The sequence below is a fragment of the Stappia taiwanensis genome, from assembly GCF_014635285.1.
GTDB classification, from domain to species: domain Bacteria; phylum Pseudomonadota; class Alphaproteobacteria; order Rhizobiales; family Stappiaceae; genus Stappia; species Stappia taiwanensis.
Genome location: NZ_BMCR01000011.1, coordinates 69,227 through 86,323, shown reverse-complemented (window position 1 = coordinate 86,323; position 17,097 = coordinate 69,227). Strand labels below are relative to the sequence as shown.

General features: G+C 66.2%; 17 protein-coding genes. 4 read left to right on the top strand and 13 right to left on the bottom strand.

The genetic code is table 11. The features are described from left to right. Positions 1 to 8: 8 nt before the first annotated feature. The 7 genes from IEV83_RS19235 to IEV83_RS19205 form a co-directional block, all read right to left on the bottom strand. Entirely contained in the window at positions 9 to 677 is a 669-nt protein-coding gene (locus tag IEV83_RS19235) for an RraA family protein (protein ID WP_181761103.1), read from the bottom strand. Further along, a complete protein-coding gene (locus tag IEV83_RS19230; RefSeq protein WP_181761104.1) occupies positions 670 to 999 on the bottom strand; it encodes an L-rhamnose mutarotase in 330 nt (109 codons plus the stop codon). The genes IEV83_RS19235 and IEV83_RS19230 overlap by 8 nt, the downstream gene beginning before the upstream one ends. Before the next feature lie 29 nt (positions 1,000 to 1,028). Next, positions 1,029 to 2,138 (bottom strand): mandelate racemase/muconate lactonizing enzyme family protein, encoded by a 1,110-nt coding sequence (locus IEV83_RS19225; protein WP_181761105.1) that lies wholly within the window; start codon positions 2,136 to 2,138, stop codon positions 1,029 to 1,031. 3 nt (positions 2,139 to 2,141) lie between these two features. After that, positions 2,142 to 3,233 carry an ABC transporter ATP-binding protein gene (locus IEV83_RS19220; protein WP_181761106.1) on the bottom strand — a complete coding sequence of 364 codons (1,092 nt, stop codon included), beginning with the start codon at positions 3,231 to 3,233 and terminating at the stop codon, positions 2,142 to 2,144. Between the two features lie 3 nt (positions 3,234 to 3,236). Further along, positions 3,237 to 4,082, bottom strand: a complete 846-nt coding sequence (locus tag IEV83_RS19215; RefSeq protein WP_181761107.1) for a carbohydrate ABC transporter permease — start codon at positions 4,080 to 4,082, stop codon at positions 3,237 to 3,239. After that, positions 4,082 to 4,990 carry a carbohydrate ABC transporter permease gene (locus IEV83_RS19210; protein ID WP_181761108.1) on the bottom strand — a complete coding sequence of 303 codons (909 nt, stop codon included), beginning with the start codon at positions 4,988 to 4,990 and terminating at the stop codon, positions 4,082 to 4,084. Before IEV83_RS19210 ends, IEV83_RS19215 begins: the two co-directional genes overlap by 1 nt. A 123-nt stretch (positions 4,991 to 5,113) precedes the next feature. Further along, positions 5,114 to 6,430, bottom strand: coding sequence for an ABC transporter substrate-binding protein (locus tag IEV83_RS19205; protein ID WP_181761109.1), 1,317 nt, complete (start codon positions 6,428 to 6,430; stop codon positions 5,114 to 5,116). Positions 6,431 to 6,550: 120 nt separating this feature from the next. Between IEV83_RS19205 and IEV83_RS19200 the strand changes: the two genes are divergently transcribed. Genes IEV83_RS19200 through IEV83_RS19190 form a run of 3 tightly spaced genes read left to right on the top strand, consistent with a single transcriptional unit; the run spans position 6,551 to position 9,164 of the window. Next, on the top strand, positions 6,551 to 7,342 hold the full coding sequence (locus IEV83_RS19200) for an IclR family transcriptional regulator (protein ID WP_181761110.1): 792 nt from the start codon (positions 6,551 to 6,553) through the stop codon (positions 7,340 to 7,342). Beyond that, complete coding sequence (locus IEV83_RS19195) at positions 7,339 to 8,343, top strand: aldo/keto reductase (protein ID WP_181761111.1); 1,005 nt, start codon at positions 7,339 to 7,341, stop codon at positions 8,341 to 8,343. Before IEV83_RS19200 ends, IEV83_RS19195 begins: the two co-directional genes overlap by 4 nt. After that, entirely contained in the window at positions 8,340 to 9,164 is an 825-nt protein-coding gene (locus tag IEV83_RS19190; RefSeq protein ID WP_181761112.1) for an amidohydrolase family protein, read from the top strand. Before IEV83_RS19195 ends, IEV83_RS19190 begins: the two co-directional genes overlap by 4 nt. A gap of 30 nt (positions 9,165 to 9,194) precedes the next feature. Here the strand turns inward: IEV83_RS19190 and IEV83_RS19185 are convergent, their stop codons facing one another. The 6 genes from IEV83_RS19185 to IEV83_RS19160 all read right to left on the bottom strand — a co-directional run bounded on the left by IEV83_RS19185 (position 9,195) and on the right by IEV83_RS19160 (position 16,139). Next, positions 9,195 to 10,514 carry a TRAP transporter large permease gene (locus tag IEV83_RS19185; protein ID WP_181761113.1) on the bottom strand — a complete coding sequence of 440 codons (1,320 nt, stop codon included), beginning with the start codon at positions 10,512 to 10,514 and terminating at the stop codon, positions 9,195 to 9,197. A 39-nt stretch (positions 10,515 to 10,553) separates the two neighbouring features. Beyond that, on the bottom strand, positions 10,554 to 11,147 hold the full coding sequence (locus IEV83_RS19180) for a TRAP transporter small permease subunit (protein WP_181761114.1): 594 nt from the start codon (positions 11,145 to 11,147) through the stop codon (positions 10,554 to 10,556). Between the two features lie 81 nt (positions 11,148 to 11,228). Further along, on the bottom strand, positions 11,229 to 12,305 hold the full coding sequence (locus tag IEV83_RS19175; RefSeq protein ID WP_244628252.1) for a C4-dicarboxylate TRAP transporter substrate-binding protein: 1,077 nt from the start codon (positions 12,303 to 12,305) through the stop codon (positions 11,229 to 11,231). 87 nt (positions 12,306 to 12,392) lie between these two features. Then, the gene (locus IEV83_RS19170; RefSeq protein ID WP_181761115.1) at positions 12,393 to 14,768 is read right to left on the bottom strand and encodes a xanthine dehydrogenase family protein molybdopterin-binding subunit; all 2,376 of its coding nucleotides are present in this window, start codon (positions 14,766 to 14,768) and stop codon (positions 12,393 to 12,395) included. Continuing rightward, a complete protein-coding gene (locus IEV83_RS19165; RefSeq protein WP_181761116.1) occupies positions 14,762 to 15,271 on the bottom strand; it encodes a (2Fe-2S)-binding protein in 510 nt (169 codons plus the stop codon). Before IEV83_RS19165 ends, IEV83_RS19170 begins: the two co-directional genes overlap by 7 nt. Further along, on the bottom strand, positions 15,264 to 16,139 hold the full coding sequence (locus IEV83_RS19160; protein ID WP_181761117.1) for an FAD binding domain-containing protein: 876 nt from the start codon (positions 16,137 to 16,139) through the stop codon (positions 15,264 to 15,266). Before IEV83_RS19160 ends, IEV83_RS19165 begins: the two co-directional genes overlap by 8 nt. Before the next feature lie 129 nt (positions 16,140 to 16,268). Here IEV83_RS19160 and IEV83_RS19155 point away from each other — a divergent pair, with 129 nt between their 5' ends. Then, a complete protein-coding gene (locus IEV83_RS19155) occupies positions 16,269 to 16,931 on the top strand; it encodes a TetR/AcrR family transcriptional regulator (protein WP_244628251.1) in 663 nt (220 codons plus the stop codon). The last annotated feature ends 166 nt before the right edge of the window (positions 16,932 to 17,097 follow it).

The window sequence follows — 17,097 nt, the reverse complement described above, 5'->3', positions numbered from 1 at the left end:
CGGCCCCCTCAGAACTTGCCATATTGCAGATAGGCCTGTTGCGGATCGGTGCCGGCGAGGATCGCCGTGCGCACCTTGTTTTCCGTCTGCATCGCCTCGACGGATTTTTCCGTCACCTCGGCGGCCAGCGCACGCGGCACCCGCACCATGCCGTCCCGGTCGCCAAGCAGATAATCGCCCGGCTGGATCAGCACATCGCCGATGTGGATCGGCACGTCGAAGCCGGTCGGACGCCAACGACCGACCACATCGCGCGGGGTATGGAACCGCCGCCAGGTCTGGAACCCCAGATCCATCAGGAAATGAGTGTCGCGCGCGCCGCCATCGAGCACGCAGCCGAGCACCCCCTTGCGCTGCAGGGTTTCCGCCGAAAGCTCGCCCATCTGCGCGATGGTGTCGTCATGCGGCTGGCTCACCCAGATGTGTCCCGGCTTGGCCTTCGACAGAAGACCGGTCCAGTCCAGCAAGGTCTGGTGCGGATCGGCGGTCTCGTCGCTGCATCCCTCGATGGTGAAGACCGGGCCGCACAGGGTCTTTTCCGGCATCAAGGGCGCGATCTCGCGCGGCAGGATGAAATTCGCCAACCCCATGGCCCGCATCACGTCATGCACCACGCCGCTGTAGCAGGTGGACAGGCGTTCGGTGATCGGGTCCAGCGCCGTTTGCGTGTCAGTCATGGTGAAAAACCTCCTCCATCATCGCCCACCATTCGCCCTCCGCCCGGGTTTCCAGCGGCTGCTGGCACGGGTCGGTCAGGGCCCACCAGTCCCGGGTCACCGGGTCGGCGGCAATGGCGGCGGCATCGGCGGAAAAATCCGCGCCGTGGTACTCCCAGTAGCCGAACAACAGGTTCTCCGGCTCCTTCAGGAAAATCGTGTAATTGCGGATGTTGCTGCGGCTGATCCGCTCCAGCACCTCGGGCCAGACGACCGCGTGCAGCCGCTTGTACTCCGCCAGCTTTTCGGCCTTCAGGCCGATTACCATGCCCATGCGCTGCATCGCCTTCCTCCCATCCGTCCCCCCATCCGTCATGCGGCAAGCGCGATCGGCGTCATCACGCCGCGCGCCAGGATCTCGTCCCAGTCCCAGGCAATGCCGAGCCCCGGCGCGTCGGAAGGAAATGCCTGCCCGTTCTCGATCCGCATGCCTTCCGGAGCGATTAGATCGAGCTGCGGGATGTATTCCAGCCAGGGGGCGTTCTCGACCGCGCAAACGAGGCTGACATGCAGCTCCATCAGGAAATGCGGGCAGATCGCCACGTTGTGGGCCTCCGCCAGATGCGCAATCTTCAGCCAGGGGGTGATGCCACCGACCCGGGCGACATCGGCCTGAACCACCGAGCAGGCGCCCGCCTGCAGGTAGTCCTTGAACTGGCTCAGGGAATAAAGGCTCTCGCCAACGGCGACGGGCACGAAGGTGCCGGCGGCAAGCTGCCGATGGGCAGCCACATCATCGGCCGGCAGCGGTTCCTCGAACCAGGCCACGCCGGCCTCCTCCAACACCTTTGCCCGGCGCCGCGCCTCGGCAAGGGTGAAGGCCTGATTGGCGTCGGTCATGATCTCGTAATCCGCCCCAAGCGCTTCGCGCATCGCCAGCAGTCGTGCCCGGTCCTCGGCCAGATGCGGCTTGCCGATCTTCACCTTGGAGCCGCGAAAGCCTGCCTCCCGCGCCGCCAGCGCGTCCTCCACCAGCGCCGTGGTCTCGATATGCAGCCAGCCGCCCTCGGTGGTGTAGAGCGGGACGGAGGCGCGCGCCCCGCCGGCCATCTTCCACAGAGGCAGTGCCGCGCGGCGGCAGCGCAGGTCCCACAGGGCGGTGTCCACCGCCGCCATCGCCAGCGAGGTGATCGCGCCGACGGCGGTGGCATGGGTGCGAAACAGCATCGCATGCCAGATGTCCTGAATGCGGTCCGCGTCGCGGCCGATCAGCAGCGGCACAAGGGTTCGCTCCAGCAGCGCGATCACCGAGGGACCGCCGGTGCCGATGGTGTAGCTGTAGCCGGTGCCGGTGGCGCCATCCGCGTCGGTGATGCGGACAATCGGCGTCTCCTGACTTTCGAAGCTCTGGATCGCGTCGGTGCGGCGCACCTTCGGCTTCAGGTCGACCATGAAGATCTCGACCTTTTCAATGCGGGCCATGGTCTAGGTCCTGAGGCTGGCGCCGGTTTCGGCGTCGAACAGATGGGCGTGATCAAGGGCGAGCAGGCAAGAAAGCCGCTCGCCGGCGGCCACCGGGCGGGGGTTGTACATCTTGCCCTGGATCTCCACCCCGGCGAGCTCCGACAGGAGAATGGTTTCCGCGCCGAGCGGTTCGGCCAGGGCGATGGTCAGGTCGATCTCGGCCGTCTCGCCGATCCCGGTCATGGCATGGCCGGCCGGCATCAGGTTGTCGGCGCGAAAACCGTAGGTGACCCGCTGGCCCTCCTGCACCCGGCCGCGAAAGGCCGGCGGCACCGGCAGGCTGACATCGCCGGCAAAGCGCACCGCACCGCCCGCGACCACGCCATCGACCAGGTTCATCGGCGGCGAGCCGATGAAGGTGGCGACGAAGGTGTTGGCCGGCCGCTCGAACACCTCCAGCGGCGTCCCGGTCTGGACGATATGGCCGTCCTTCATGATGACGATCCGGTCGGCCAGGGTCATCGCCTCCACCTGATCGTGGGTGACATAGACGATTGTGGTCTTCACCTTCTGATGCAGCTTCTTGATCTCGACCCGCATCTGGGTGCGCAGCTTGGCATCAAGGTTCGACAGCGGTTCGTCGAACAGGAACACATCCGGATGGCGGACGATGGCCCGCCCCATCGCCACCCGCTGGCGCTGGCCGCCGGACAATTCGCCCGGCGTGCGGTCCATGTAGTCGGCAAGCCCGAGGATCGCCGCCGCCTCGTCGGTGGCCTTGTCAATCTCCGCCGGCGGCCGGCCGGCGATCTTCAGGCTGAAACCGAGGTTCTCGCGCACCGTCATATGCGGGTAGAGCGCGTAGTTCTGGAACACCATGGAGATGTTGCGGGCGCGCGGCGGCAGGGTGTTGACCACCCGCCCGCCGATGGCGATCTCGCCGCCGGAGACCTCCTCCAGCCCGGCGATCATCCGCAAGGTGGTGGACTTGCCGCAGCCGGACGGACCGACCAGGACGACGAATTCATTGTGGGCGATGTCGAGGTCGATGCCATGCACCACCTCCAGCGCGCCGTAGCTCTTGACGATTTTCCTGAGGGTGACCTCGGCCATGTCCTATCCCTTCACGCCCCCGAATGTCAGCCCGGCGATCAGGTGCTTCTGCACCAGGAAGGTGAGGATCAGCGCGGGAATGATGATGATGACGGCCATGGCGCACATGCCGGCCCAGTCGATGGTGAACTGCGCGGTGAAATCCATCAGCCCGACCGGCAGGGTCTTGCTGTCGGTCGACCGGGTGAGCTGGCTGGCCAGCGCGTATTCGTTCCAGGAGGTGAGGAAGGCGAAGATACCGGCGGAGGCGATGCCCGACCGCGCCAGCGGAAACTCCACCTTCCAGAACGCCTGCCACGGGGTGCAGCCGTCGATCTGCGCCGCCTCGCTGAGATCGCGCGGCACCTGGCGGAAGAAGCCTTCGGTCAGCCAGACGGTGAAGGGCACGTTGATCGCCGTATAGACGACGATCACGCCCAGCTTGGTGTCGATCAGGCCGATCCAGCTCCACAGGATGAACAGCGGCAGCGACAGGGCGATGCCCGGCACCGTGCGCGACAGCATCAGCCAGAGAAAGGCGCCGCTCTTGCCGGGAAAGCGATGGCGGGCGAAGGCGTAGCCGCCCGACATGCCGATCACCACCGCCAGCACCGTGGAGGTGACGGAGATCACCAGCGAGTTGAGGAAATAGGAGCCGACCGGGATCGCCAGCACGTTCTCGCCGAGCCCGAAGATGGCGCGAAAGTTGTCGAGGGTCAGATTCTGCGGGATCCACACCGCCGGCTTGGTCAGGATTTCGCCATTGGTGCGGAAGGCGGACAGCACCACCCACAGCCCCGGCAGGCAGATGATCAGCATGACCAGAAAGGTCACCGCCCAGATCAGCCGGTCCTTCATCGCCCGCGACATCAGAACGCCCCCAGATGGCGCCGGGCGGCCATCAGCTTGCGGAAGAAGAACCAGGTGAAGAAGATCGACAGCAGGATCGAGAAATAGGCCATGGCGTTTGCCCGCCCCATGCGCGCATCGTCATAGGCGGTGCGCGCGATCAGGGTCCACAGAAGCTCGGTTCGCCCCGCCGGTCCGCCGCCGGTCATCACGTCGACGATGTCATAGGCGCGGGCCACATCGAGCGAACGGATGGTCATGGCGATGTAGATGAAGGGCATCAGGAACGGCAGGGTGATGTGACGGAACACCTGCCAGTTGGAACAGCCATCGACCCGCGCCGCCTCGATCGGATCCTTCGGCATGGCGAACAGCCCGGCCAGGATCAGGATGGCGAAGATCGAGGTGCTCATCCAGATTTCGGCGAAGGAGATGGCGGCGAAGGCCAGCCAGCGGTCGACCAGAAACGGGATCGGCTCGCTGGCCAGCCCCAGCGACTGCAGCGCGTTGTTGACCAGGCCGATGGTGTCGTTGAACAGGTACTTGAACTGGAAGCCGACCAGGATCGGCGAGAACATCATCGGGAACATCATGATGGTGCGCATGGTGCGCTGGCCCCAGGTGATGCGGTTGACCATCAGCGCCAGCCCGAGCCCCAGCAGCATTTCCAGATTGAGCGCCACCGTCAGGAACAGCACCGTGCGGCCGAAGGCGGACCAGAAGTCGCCATCGCCCAGCACCCGGGCATAGTTGCGAAAGCCGACCCAGTCCCAGAGCGAGTCCGGCCGGATCAGCCGGTAGTTGGAAAAGCTGGTGTAGAAGGAAAACAGCAGCGGCAGCAGCACCACCAGCAGGATCACCAGCACAGCCGGCGACAGCAGCGCCAGCGGTACCGCATGATCCCTGGCATATCGGCGAAATCTGGTCATCGGCGCGGCAAGCTCCTGACGGGTGGCAGCGGTTCGGCCCGGTCTGGCGAAGGCAAAGGCAGGGTGAGGTGAGACAAGGGGCCTCCCGCCGGACACAGCGGCGGGAGGAAGACCGGTCGGCGGTCAGAGGTAGCCCGCGTCTTCCATGACTTCGCGCACCTCGTCGGCAGCCTCATCGAGCGCGGCCTGCGAACTCATGTCGCCGAGGATCGCCGCCTGCAGCTTCGGCCACAGCGCATTGGCGATCTCGCCCCATTCGGGAATGAGCGGCGGGGTGAAAGCGTGCTCGGCCATGGACTGGCCCCAGACGTCGAACACCTCGACCATGAAGCTGTCGCCCTTGGCGGTGAACTCCGCCCGCGCATCGTCCCAGACCTTGACCCGGGTCGGCAGCAGGCCGGTGCGCGCCTCCAGCATTTGCGCGTCATGGCCGGTCAGGAAGGTGATGAAGCTGGCGGCGGCCGGTTTGTTGTCGCATTGCTTGGTGATGGAGAAGCTGTGCGAGCCGGACCAACCGGTGCGCTTGCCGCTCGATCCCTTCGGCGCCAGCGCCACGCCGACATTGCCGCCGATCTTGGAATCCGCCCCGTTGAAGAACGCCGCCCATCCGGCCCAGTCGAGATCGAAGGCAACATTGCCGGTGGCGAAGCCGAGACCGAGATCGTCCCAGACATAGTTGGTGGTGCCGGCGGGAACGGCCTTCTTGCTGTAGAGATCGACGAACCAGTTGAGCGCCCGGACACCGGCCTCGCTGTTGAAGGTCGGGTTCCAGTCGTCGTCGAACAGCGCCCCGCCCTCGGCGACCAGCATTTCGTAGAAGCGGCCGGCGATGCCCTCGTCCTTGCCGGCGAAATGGGTGCCGTAGCGGTTCGGCGGGGCGGTGAAGAACACCGCCTGATCGCTCGCCTGGGCCCAGGTTTCCGGCGGCGCCAGGTCATAGCCGTACTCGGCCTTGAAGCGCGCCTTGTTGTCCGCGTCCTCATAGAGCGACTTGACGTAGAACAGGTTGGAGACGTCCGAATGACGCGGCAGCGACATCAGCTCGCCATTGACGGTAGCGTGGGAAATCACCAGCGGCGCGAAACCGGCGATGGTGTCCGCCGCGATCAGATCGTCGAGCGGCTGGTTCATCACCGCGTATTGCGGCGCGAAATTGGTGTGACTGGAAAAGGCGCAATAGTCGATGTTGCCCGAGGCGATGTCCTGCTTCATCTCCCGGTCGAGCTCGAAATGGCTCTTGCGCGAGATCACCTCGACCTTCGCCCCCGTCGCCTTCTCCCACTGCGGAATGAGCGTGTAGAGCGGCTCGTACTGGGCGCCGCCGATCAGCTTCACCCGCAATGTGTAGCCGTCGAACTTTTCCCCATCCGCCGCCGCAGCCGGAAGCGTCAGGGCGCAGCTCGCCACGGCGGCGAACAGAGCAATCTTCAACTGTCTCATCGGCTCCTCCCAAAGCGCATATTCATTCTTATATGAATGATCCATTCATTGACGAATAATTTGATTGTGTCAACCGATATGCTGTGTAACCGTGTCGGTCGAAACAACGGGGGCGACGCGATGGCAGAAGGCAGCGCGGACAAATACCGGGCGCCGGCGCTCGACAAGGGGCTGGACATATTGGAACTCCTGGCCGCGTCGCCGGTCGGCCTGACCCAGGCGGACATCGCCAAGGGGCTTGGACGCGGCGCGAACGAGATCTACCGGATGCTCGACACGCTGGTGCGGCGCAGCTACGTGGTGCGCGCGGAGGATGACAAGTACATGCTCAGCCTGCGCCTGCTGGTGCTGGCCAACATGCACCCGCCGCGCCGGAGACTGCTCGACATTGCCGATCCGCCCATGCGCCATGCGGCCCAGAAGGCGGAACAGTCGGTCCACCTCGCCCTTTGGGAGGATGGCGATATCGTTATCGCCTCCTCCTTCTCCGCGCCTGGGAACTGGCGGCTGTCGCTGCGGCCCGGATCGCAGATCGGCCTTTACAACACCGGCTCGGGACTGGTGCTCGCCGCCTTCCAGGACGAGAACATGCGCGGCCGGATGTTGCGCGAGCACACCCTTGTCGGCGGCGAGGAGCTGATGCCGGAGCCGGCGTTCCTCAAGATCCTGCAGGAGACCCGGGAGCTGGGCCATGCCTGCGAGCCGAGCCGTCACACGGTCGGCGTCGTCAACATCTCCTTTCCGATCCTCGACCCGTTCGGCCATGCGGTCGCCGCGCTCACCTGCCCCTATCTGGAGCGCATCGACGCCTATGCCGCGCCCCCGCTGGAAACGGTGACCGGGATCATGGGCGAGACCGCCGCGCGCATCAGCCAGCAGCTCAACGGAACCTTGCCGGAGGCGCCCGAATGATCGCCAAAACCCCGGTCGGCCGCACCGGCCTGGAGCTCACCGAACTTGGCCTCGGCGCTGCGTCCCTCGCCGGCATCTTCACCCCCGTGCCCGAAGGCGACGCCCGCGCCACCCTCAAGGCTGCCCGCGATGCCGGCATCGCCTATGTGGACACAGCCCCCTTTTATGGCCACGGGCTGTCGGAACGGCTCGTCGGCGATGCCCTGCGCGGCGACCCGGGCTATGTGCTGTCCACCAAGGTGGGCCGCCTGCTGCGTCCGGGCACGGCCGCCGATCCGGGCGCCTGGGTCACGGCCCTGCCCTTCACTCCCGTCTATGACTACTCCTACGAGGGGGTGATGCGCAGTTTCGAGGCGTCCTTGCAGCGGCTCGGGCTCGACCGCATCGACATCCTCTACATGCATGACATTGGCAACCTGACCCACGGACCGGAGGCCGGCCCGGCACTGTTCCGCATCGCCATGGAGGGCGGCTACCGGGCGCTCGACGAGCTGCGCCGCAGCGGTGCGATCCGCGCCATCGGCCTCGGGGTCAACGAGCGCGAGGTCTGCCGCGCCGCCCTCGACCATGGCGACTGGGACCTGTTCCTGTTGGCCGGTCGCTACACCCTTCTGGAGCAGGCCCCGCTCGACGACCTCTTTCCCGCCTGCGCCGCCGCCGGCACGGACATCGTCATCGGCGGCCCGTTCAATTCCGGCGTGCTCGTGGGCGGCGACACCTTCGATTATGGCGCCGTGCCCGAGACAATCGCCGCCAGGGTCCGGACCATGACGGAGATCTGCCGGGCGCATGATGTGCCGCTGCCCGCCGCCGCGCTGCAGTTCTGCCGCGCCCATCCGCTGGTGCGCAGCACCATTCCCGGCCCGCGCAGCCCCAGTGAACTGGCTGATATCCTCACCTGGTGGCACACCCCCGTTCCGCCGGCGCTCTGGCGCGATCTGAAGGCGGCCGGCGTGCTGCGCGCCGATGCACCGGTCCCGGAGGAAGAGAGCGTGTCATGAAGATCGACAGTCACCACCATCTCTGGTCCCTTACCCGTGGCGACTATGGCTGGATGAGCCCGGAGCTCGGCCCGATCTACCGCGACTTCGCCCCCGTCGATCTGGCGCCGCATCTCAGGGCCGCCGGCATCGAGCGGACCGTGGTCGTCCAGGCCGCCGACACCGTGGCGGAGACCGAATACCTGCTCGACCTTGCCGAGGCGACCGACTGGATCGCCGGGGTCGTCGGCTGGATCGACATGGAAGCGCCCGATGCGGTGGCAACCCTGACCCGCCTTGCCGCGCGGCCCCTCTTCAAGGGCATCCGGCCGATGATCCAGGACCTTGCCGACGACGACTGGATCCTGCGCCCAGCGCTCGACCCGGCGTTCGACGCGCTGATCGAGCTCGGCCTGAGTTTCGACGCACTGGTGCTGCCCCGGCACCTGCCGCAGCTTTCCGCCCGGCTTGAGCGCCATCCGCAGCTTGCCTGCGTCATCGACCATGCGGCCAAACCGGCGCTTGCCAGCGGCGATCTTTCCCAGTGGCGCGCGGACATGACCCGGCTGGCGCGCGAGACCCGGTGCTCTTGCAAGCTCTCCGGCCTGCTGACCGAGGCCGGCGACCATCCCGAGCTTGCCACCGTCCAGCCCGCGGCGGAGCATGTGCTGCGCGAATTCGGCCCGGACCGGGTGATGTTCGGCAGCGACTGGCCGGTTCTGAACCTGGCCGCCGACTATGCCGGCTGGGCGGCGATGGTCGACACCTTGCTGGCGCCGCTGTCGCCGGAAGACCGCGCCCGGGTCTGGGGCGGCACGGCCCGCGCGTTCTACCGGCTCTGACCGGCCACCTTCCGGCCGGCTCCGCGTTTCTTAGAAGCTGCGGGCCAGCCAGGTGGTCGAACCGGGGACAAAGACGATGAAGGCCAGCACCAGCAGCATGATCGCCACATAGGGCAAGGCGCCGAGGAAGATGGTCTCGACCTTGATGCTGTTATCATCCAGCGAGGATTTCACCGTGAAGGCGGAGATGCCGAACGGCGGCGTCAGCAGGCCGATTTCCACCGCGATCACCGAAATCACGCCGAAATGGATCAGATCGAGCCCCATGCTCTTGGCGATCGGCGCGGCGATCGGCACGACGATCAGGAGGATCGAAGTGCTGTCGAGGATCATGCCGAGCAGCAGCACCAACAAGATATAGACCGCCAGGAAGCCGTAGACGCCAAGGCCGAGATGGGCGATCAGGTTGCCCACCTCCATCGGAATGCCGGCCATGGTCAGCATCCGCGAATACATGCCGGCGGCGATCAGCAGGAACAGGATGCCGACCGAGATATAGCCGGTCTCGCGCATCACCTGCCGGCTGTTCTCGCCGGTGAGCCGGCGACGCAGCACCGTCACCACCAGCGCGCCGGCCGCACCCACCGCCCCGGCCTCGGTCGGGGTGAAATAGCCGCTGTAGAGCCCGCCCAGCACCAGAACCACCAGCGCCACCAGCGGCACGAGCTTGACCGTGGCCGAGCCCAGCGTCTCGTGATGATCGACCCGCCGCTGATGCCCGGGCACGATCACCGTGTCCGGCGCGAGGCGCGCGGCGATCAGGATCATCGCCATGAAGGCGGCGGCCATCAGCAGGCCGGGAATAACGCCGGCGACGAACATGCGGCCGATGGATTCCTCCGCCAGAACCCCGTAGATGATCAGGAGCAGGCTGGGCGGAATCAGCATTCCGAGGATCGAGCTGCCGGCCACCGTGCCGACAGCGAATTTCGGCTGGTAGCCATGACGGATCATCTCCGGCACGGCGACCCGGGTGAACACCGCCGCCGAGGCGATGGAAATGCCGGTCACGGCGGCGAACACCGTGTTCGACAGCACCGTCGCCACGCCGAGCCCGCCCTTGATCTTGCGCAGCGCCCATTCGGCGACATCAAAGGTGTCCTTGCCCACATTGGAAATGCTGATCAACAGGCCCATCAGCACGAACATGGGAATGGTGGCGAAGATGTAATCGGAAATGCCGCCATAGACGGTCATCGACACCAGCTTGGTCGCCAGTTCGAAATTTCCGCGCATCATCCAGACGCCGACGAAGGACAGCAGCATCAGGGCGATGCCGATATGAAGGCCGATCAGGATCAGCGGCAGAAGCAATCCGATCAGGACGAGGCCGATTTCAAGTGCGCTCACCGCGAAGGTCTCCTTATCAGTCAGGCTGGCGCGGCGCGATCAGGCGCGCACGCCCGTGCGGCAGGCACGAAGATGGACAAGAACGCGCACCAGAAAGGCGACGATCGACGCGGCTGTTCCGATCACCAGGATCAGCCGCACCGGCCAGGTCGGGAAGGTGAACACCCCTTGCACGCCGTAGAACTCGGAGGAGGCGAGGCTCTTTTGCAGGAAGGCAAGGCTGCCGTAAAAGATCACGGCAAAGACCAAAAGCCCGGCAAGAGCGAACAGCCCCTCCAGCAGCTCGGCGCTCCGGGGCAGCCACCTGCCAAGCGGTTCGATCAACAGATCCGTGCGCGTCAGCCGGTTGTGCAGCACCGTTTCGGGAAGCTGCAGGCTGACGATGCCGATCACCGAAAAGGCGGCGATCTCGGCAACGCCGGTGATCGGCGCGTTGAAGAAGGACCGGCCGATCACATCGCAGCAGATCAGCAGCATCAGCCCGACAAGCCAGAGCCCGCCGAGCCAGGCGAGCCCGGTCAGGGCCAGTTCCAGGAGCCGATAGGGCAGGCTCGGCCCCGCCAACGGGCGCGCGCGCCCCGTTTCCCCTGCCCCGACTTCCCGTGCCCCGACGTCCCCTGCCTCGACGGTCATCCGACCCTCCCTTCGCTTTAAAGGCGCTTCGGTCCTCCGCCGCGAGGGGAACGCCCCCGCCCGGCGAAGAACCGCAGACGATCAGTTGGACAGACCCGCCGACCAATCGCGGGCCGGCTCCTGACCGGCGGCGCGCAGGCGCGTCATGTATTCCTTCATCACGAGCCCGGCCGGAAGCCCGGCCGCCTCGTTGGTATCCACCCATTTGGCGGCGATGTCCGGCAGGCCCTCGACCCACTTGCGGCGCTCGGCCTCGGGAAGGGTGCTGATCTTCGCACCTTCCTTTTCCATTTGCGCCATCGCCGCCGCGCTGTTTTCGGTGATCTCCTTGGCCAGCGCATCGCGGTAGAGCTTGCCGGCGGCCAGGATCGCTTCCTGTACATCGGCGGGCATGCTGTCGAACCGGTCCTTGTTCATGCCGACCGCGCCCAGATACATCGCGCCGATGTTCACCCGGGTGATGTAGGGGGCGACCTCATGCACCTTGGTCGGCAGGATGCCGGTGGCAAACGACAGGGTGCCTTCCGAAACGCCGGTCTGGATGTCGGTGTAGTAGGTGGTCAGGCCACCATCGACCGGGATCGCCCCGGTGCCTTCCAGCCACGTCGCTGACACGCCCGGCGCGGAGATCTTCCGGCCCTCAAGATCGGCAACGGAATTGACCGGGAAGGTGGTCAGAAGGTCGTAGCTGTCCGTGCCGGCACCGCCGAGGAACACAACGTCGTTGTTTTCCCAGGTCGCCTTGATCTCCGGGAACTCCTCCTGAATGCTGTCGACCACCGACAGCACCGTGCCCAGATCATCGGTGGCGAAGGGGGCGAAATAGGTGACGTTCTGCAGCGGCAGGGCCGAGCTTTCCCACAAGGTGCCGATCCAGCCGATATCGGTGATGTTGTTGGCAACCGCGCTCAGGGTCTCCCGGTACTTGTAGAGCGAGCCGCCATAGGCCTCGGTCCAGGCGACGCGGTAATCCGAGCCCTTTTCTTCCAGCAGCCGGTTCACCGCCGGCTTGAACACCCGGTCCATCACCCCGACCCAGTGGATCGTCTGCGGATGGCTCGAGGCAATGGTCAGATTGATGGTTTCGGTTGCCGAGGCCCCGGCCACCGGCAGCGCCAGCCAGGCGGCCGCCGCGACAATCAGGCTTCTTCCGTTCATGGCATTTCCTCCGTTCGCGTCCGTTTCGTTTTCGGGGTCTTTGGCGCCCCGTCTTTTTTGCAAGACCGCCGTGTCGCGGTTTCGTCGTTACACCTTGCCCAGCGCCGTCAGGATCCGTTCCGGGGTGAAGGGCATCTGCGTGACCTCCGCCGAAAACGGCGCCAGCGCATCGTTGATCGCGTTCATCACCGCAGCCGGCGCGGCGGCGGTGCCGGCCTCGCCAACCCCCTTCGCCCCCAGCGGCGAGGTCAGCGTCGGCGTTTCCACATGCGCCATGTGGATGTCCGGCATTTCCCCGGCCATCGGCGTCAGGTAATCGGCCATGGTGCCGCACAGGAGCTGGCCTTCCGGGCTGTAGAGACATTCCTCGAACAGCGCCCCGCCGAGCCCCTGGACAACGCCGCCGCGGATCTGTTCTTCCACCAGCAGCGGATTGATCACCTTCCCGCAATCCTCCACCACCCAGTGATCGAGCAGCCGGACCAGCCCTGTCTCCACATCCACCTCCAGATGCGAGGCCTGAATGCCGTTGGTGAAGGCGAAGGGATAGCCCTGCGGCACGTAGTGGCGCGCGGCGGTCATCTCGGGATGGAAATCGCTGGGCAGCGTGTCCGGCCGGAAATAGGCGATCCGCCCCAGCTCGGCGAGCTTCATGCGCTGGGTGCCGTCACCGCGGTTGACCACCGCCCCGCCGCGAATGTCGAGATCTTCGGCCTCCGCCTGCAGGATCACCGCCGCCGTTTCAAGGAGATTGGCCTTCAGCGCCAGCGCGGTCTTCATCACCGCCGGGCCACCGATGCCGGCGCCGCGCGAGGCCCAGGTGGCCCCGCCATAAGGAGAGGTCTGGGTATCGCCGGTATAGACCGACACCCGGTCGAGCGGCACACCGAGATGGGTGGCCGCGACCTGCGCCATGATGGTTTCGGTGCCCTGCCCCTGCTCGGTGACGCTGACCATCACCCGGATATCGCCGGAGGGCTCCATCTTCATCACGCAACCGTCCTGCGCGGAAATCCGCGCCCCGCCAACGCCATAGAACGCCGGGCCGGGGTTGGTGATCTCGATGAAGGTGGCAAGGCCAATGCCGCGATAGACGCCGCGCTGCCGTGCCTCGGCCTGCTCCCGCCGCAGCCGCTCGTAGTCCATCAGGCTGGCGAGACTGGCAATGCATTCCTCATGCGACAGCCGCTCGAACACATAGCCGGTCGGCGAGGTGTGCGGATACATGTCGGCGGTGACCACATTGCGCTGGCGCACCGCCAGCGGGTCGAGCTTCAACGCCCGCGCGCCCTTGTCCAAAAGCCCCTCGGTCACCGCGCAGGCAATCGGATGCCCGACCGCCCGGTACTGACACATCGGCGTCTTGTTCTGGAAGACGATGTTCAGCTCGCCGCGATAGTTCGGCATCCGGTACGGGCCGCCCATCAGGCGAATGGCCTGGTTGCCCTCCACCGCGCTGGTGCGCGGATAGACCGAATAGGGGCCGATCCCGGTCAGGTCATCGACCTCCATGGCCAGGATCTCGCCGTTCTGCGACAGCGCCATGCGCGCCTTCACCCGGTGATCGCGGGCGTGAATGTCGGTCTGGAACGCCTCCAGCCGGTCGGCGATGAACTTCACCGGACGGCCGAGGCGGATCGACAGGGCGCAGGCCGCCATTTCCTCGCCATAGACATGCAGCTTCAGCCCGAAGGAGCCGCCGACATCCGGGGCGATCACCCGCACATTGCCCTCCTCAAGGCCGAAATGCCGGGCCAGCACATCCTGCATCTGGAACGGCGTCTGGGTCGAGTGATGCACCGTCATCTGGCGCAGGGAAGGATCGAAATCGGCAACGATGGAGCGGGGCTCCAGCGTCAGCCCGGTGTGCCGGCCAAAGCGGAACTCCTCCTCGGCGATCACCGCCGCCTCGGCGAAGGCGCTGGCGGTATCGCCCTGCCCGACCTCCAGCCGGAACGCCCGGTTGTCGCCGAGCTCCGGATGGATCGCGGGCGCGTCGCCGGCGAGCGCCGCCTGTGCATCGACCACCGCCGGCAGCTCTTCCCACGCCACCTCGACGAGATCGGCACCATCCTCGGCCAGCGCCCGGCTTTCGCCGACGACCGCCACCACCGGCTCACCATGCCAGCGGGCCACCTCGACGGCGAGCGGATATTGCTCGGCCGATTTCAGCCCCGGAAAATGGGCAAGAACGCCGACCCAGGGAGCACAGAGCCCCTTCAGATCCTCGCCGGTGACCACATCGACGACGCCGGGCAGCGCCCGCGCCGCATCCGTGTCGATCGACAGGATCCGCGCATGGGCATGAGGGCTGCGGACAAAGGCGACATGAGCCAGATTGCGAAAGGCGATGTCATCGACATAGCGGCCCCGCCCTTGCGACAGGCGGCGGGCGTTCTCGCGCGGCACCGGCTGGCCGACATAGGCGCCATCGAGGGGCTTGGACGGATCGGGCTTCAGCATGCGGCCTCGCCTCCCGTTGCCACAGCGGCGGCATTCAGCTCCGCCGCCGCATCGAGGGTGGCATCGACAATCGCGTGATAGCCGGTGCAGCGGCAGAAGTTGCCCGAAAGGCTCTCGCGCACCTCCTCACGGCTGGGGTCGGGCGAGCCCTCCAGAAGCTGATGGGCGGTGGCCAGCATGCCGCTGGTGCAGAAGCCGCATTGCAGCGCGTTGCGCTCGTGGAAATGCCGTTGCAGCACCTCCATCCGCCGGTCGCCGGCAAAGCCTTCCAGCGTGCGAATGTCCCGCCCCTCGGCCTGGATGGCGAACATCAGGCAGGCCCGGGCGATGCGCCCATCGACAAACACGGTGCAGGCGCCGCACACCCCATGCTCGCAGCCGATATGAGTGGCGGTCAGCCCCACCGTCTGGCGCAGGAAATCGGCCAGCGTGGTGCGCTGGGAAACCTCATGGGTCGCGGTGACGCCGTTCAGGGTCAGCGTGACCGGAAACAGACTATCCATGCGTGCTTTTCTCCCCGCTCAGCAGGCGCTGCAAAAGGCGGCCGGCCAGCACCTTCATCAGGTGGCGCTTGGTCTCGGCCCGGTTGTGCAGATCGGCGACCGGCGTGATCTCCTCCGCCAGCGCATCCAGCACCGGCGCCGGATCGACATGCCCGAGCCGCTGGCCGCACAGGGCGGCGGCGGCCTTCTCCGCCAGCACCGCCCGCTCGCAGACGGCGAAGAACGCCAGCCGGGCGCCAGCGACCGTCTCCCCCTCCAGGTCGATTGCGAAGGCCGCGCCGACGGCGGCATAATCGCCGGAGCGGCGCACCACCTCGTCGATGGCGCCCCGGCGACCGACGGGCGCGGCCGGCAGGGTAATGGCGGTGATGATTTCGCCCGGCCGCAGGGCGGTCTCATAGGTGCCGATGAAGAACTCCGCCGCCGGGATCCGCCGCGCGCCATTGCTGCCGGCAATGGTGATCACCGCGCCGAGCGCCAGCATCACCGCCGGCATTTCCGAGGCCGGATCCGCATGGGCGAGATTGCCGCCAAGGGTTCCGCGCGAGCGGATTGCCTCATGGGCGATCAGCGGCACGGCGGCGCTGACGAGCGGCGCATGGGCCGCCACCAGCGGCGAAGCGGCCAGTTCGAAATAGCGAACCATCGCCCCGATTTCGAGACCCTCCGGGGTCAGGCGGATATCGGCGAGACCGGGCAGATCGCACAGATCGAGAAGCAGTTTCGGACGCGCCATGCGCATGGCCATCGCCGGAACGAGGCTCTGCCCGCCGGCGATCACCTGGGCGTCGTCGCCATAGGCGGCGGCAAGCTCGCCCAGCTCATCGAGGCTGGAGACGCGCACATAATCGAATGGCGCTGCCTTCATCGCTTCCTCCCCATGGTGCATTTGTTTATCGTTTGATAAATAACATCACCGCCGCGACGGAATGTCAATCCGGTTTTTCGCCGCGCTTGCTGCCGGGAAGGCCAGCCGATAGGAACGGGGAAGACGCAGATGGGACGTGACCAGGCGATGACCGAAAAGAAACGGCTGTCCCCGCAGGAGCGGGAACGGCAGATCGTCGACGAGGCCATTCGGTTTTTCGCCGAACAGGGGTTCGGCGGCCAGACCCGGGAACTGGCGAAACGGCTGGGGATCACCCAGCCGCTGCTTTATCGCTATTTCTCCAGCAAGGAAGCGCTGATCGAGCGGGTCTATCAGGATGTGTTCGTCGGCCGCTGGAAGGAAAACTGGCAAAGCCTGATCACCGACCGGTCGCGGCCGATCCGGCAGCGGCTGCTGCGCCTTTACGGCGAATATGCCGAGGTGATCGACAATCGGGAATGGGTGCGCATCCTGATCCTCGCCGGCATGAAGGGCGAAAGCCTCAACCGCCGCTACCTCGACCAGGTCCGCGAGAAGATCATCGAACCGCTGTGCCGGGAAATGCGCTTCGAGGCCGGCCTGCCCGATCCCGACACCCTGCCCCTCGACGAGGCGGAGCGCGACCTGGTCTGGTCCTTCCACGGCACCTTCATCTATCGCGGCATCCGCAAATGGGTCTATGGCATCCCGGTGATGGAAGACAGCGACACCATCGTCGAGACCGCCGTGACCGCCTTTCTGGAAGGGGCGCCGGCGGCGCTGTCAGAGATCCTCGCCGACCGGCTCGACTGAGGCGCATGAGCCCCGTCCAATCTTCCGCCTGAGTGCGATGACGTCGCCTCGCGCTCCGCGTCCTCCCGGACGCCGCAAAGCGGCGATCCGGGACCGGAGAGCCACGGCCTGTCGGTTCCAGCCCCATGAAAACCCATGCCTTTCGGCTCCCCGATCCCGGCCCGGG

Excerpts from the sequence above, each read along its gene's own strand:
- IEV83_RS19235 (WP_181761103.1), bottom strand. The coding sequence starts at position 677 with ATGACTGACACGCAAACGGCGCTGGACCCGATCACCGAACGCCTGTCC.
- IEV83_RS19230 (WP_181761104.1), bottom strand. The coding sequence starts at position 999 with ATGCAGCGCATGGGCATGGTAATCGGCCTGAAGGCCGAAAAGCTGGCG.
- IEV83_RS19225 (WP_181761105.1), bottom strand. The coding sequence starts at position 2,138 with ATGGCCCGCATTGAAAAGGTCGAGATCTTCATGGTCGACCTGAAGCCG.
- IEV83_RS19220 (WP_181761106.1), bottom strand. The coding sequence starts at position 3,233 with ATGGCCGAGGTCACCCTCAGGAAAATCGTCAAGAGCTACGGCGCGCTG.
- IEV83_RS19215 (WP_181761107.1), bottom strand. The coding sequence starts at position 4,082 with ATGTCGCGGGCGATGAAGGACCGGCTGATCTGGGCGGTGACCTTTCTG.
- IEV83_RS19210 (WP_181761108.1), bottom strand. The coding sequence starts at position 4,990 with ATGACCAGATTTCGCCGATATGCCAGGGATCATGCGGTACCGCTGGCG.
- IEV83_RS19205 (WP_181761109.1), bottom strand. The coding sequence starts at position 6,430 with ATGAGACAGTTGAAGATTGCTCTGTTCGCCGCCGTGGCGAGCTGCGCC.
- IEV83_RS19200 (WP_181761110.1), top strand. The coding sequence starts at position 6,551 with ATGGCAGAAGGCAGCGCGGACAAATACCGGGCGCCGGCGCTCGACAAG.
- IEV83_RS19195 (WP_181761111.1), top strand. The coding sequence starts at position 7,339 with ATGATCGCCAAAACCCCGGTCGGCCGCACCGGCCTGGAGCTCACCGAA.
- IEV83_RS19190 (WP_181761112.1), top strand. The coding sequence starts at position 8,340 with ATGAAGATCGACAGTCACCACCATCTCTGGTCCCTTACCCGTGGCGAC.
- IEV83_RS19180 (WP_181761114.1), bottom strand. The coding sequence starts at position 11,147 with ATGACCGTCGAGGCAGGGGACGTCGGGGCACGGGAAGTCGGGGCAGGG.
- IEV83_RS19175 (WP_244628252.1), bottom strand. The coding sequence starts at position 12,305 with ATGAACGGAAGAAGCCTGATTGTCGCGGCGGCCGCCTGGCTGGCGCTG.
- IEV83_RS19170 (WP_181761115.1), bottom strand. The coding sequence starts at position 14,768 with ATGCTGAAGCCCGATCCGTCCAAGCCCCTCGATGGCGCCTATGTCGGC.
- IEV83_RS19165 (WP_181761116.1), bottom strand. The coding sequence starts at position 15,271 with ATGGATAGTCTGTTTCCGGTCACGCTGACCCTGAACGGCGTCACCGCG.
- IEV83_RS19160 (WP_181761117.1), bottom strand. The coding sequence starts at position 16,139 with ATGAAGGCAGCGCCATTCGATTATGTGCGCGTCTCCAGCCTCGATGAG.
- IEV83_RS19155 (WP_244628251.1), top strand. The coding sequence starts at position 16,269 with ATGGGACGTGACCAGGCGATGACCGAAAAGAAACGGCTGTCCCCGCAG.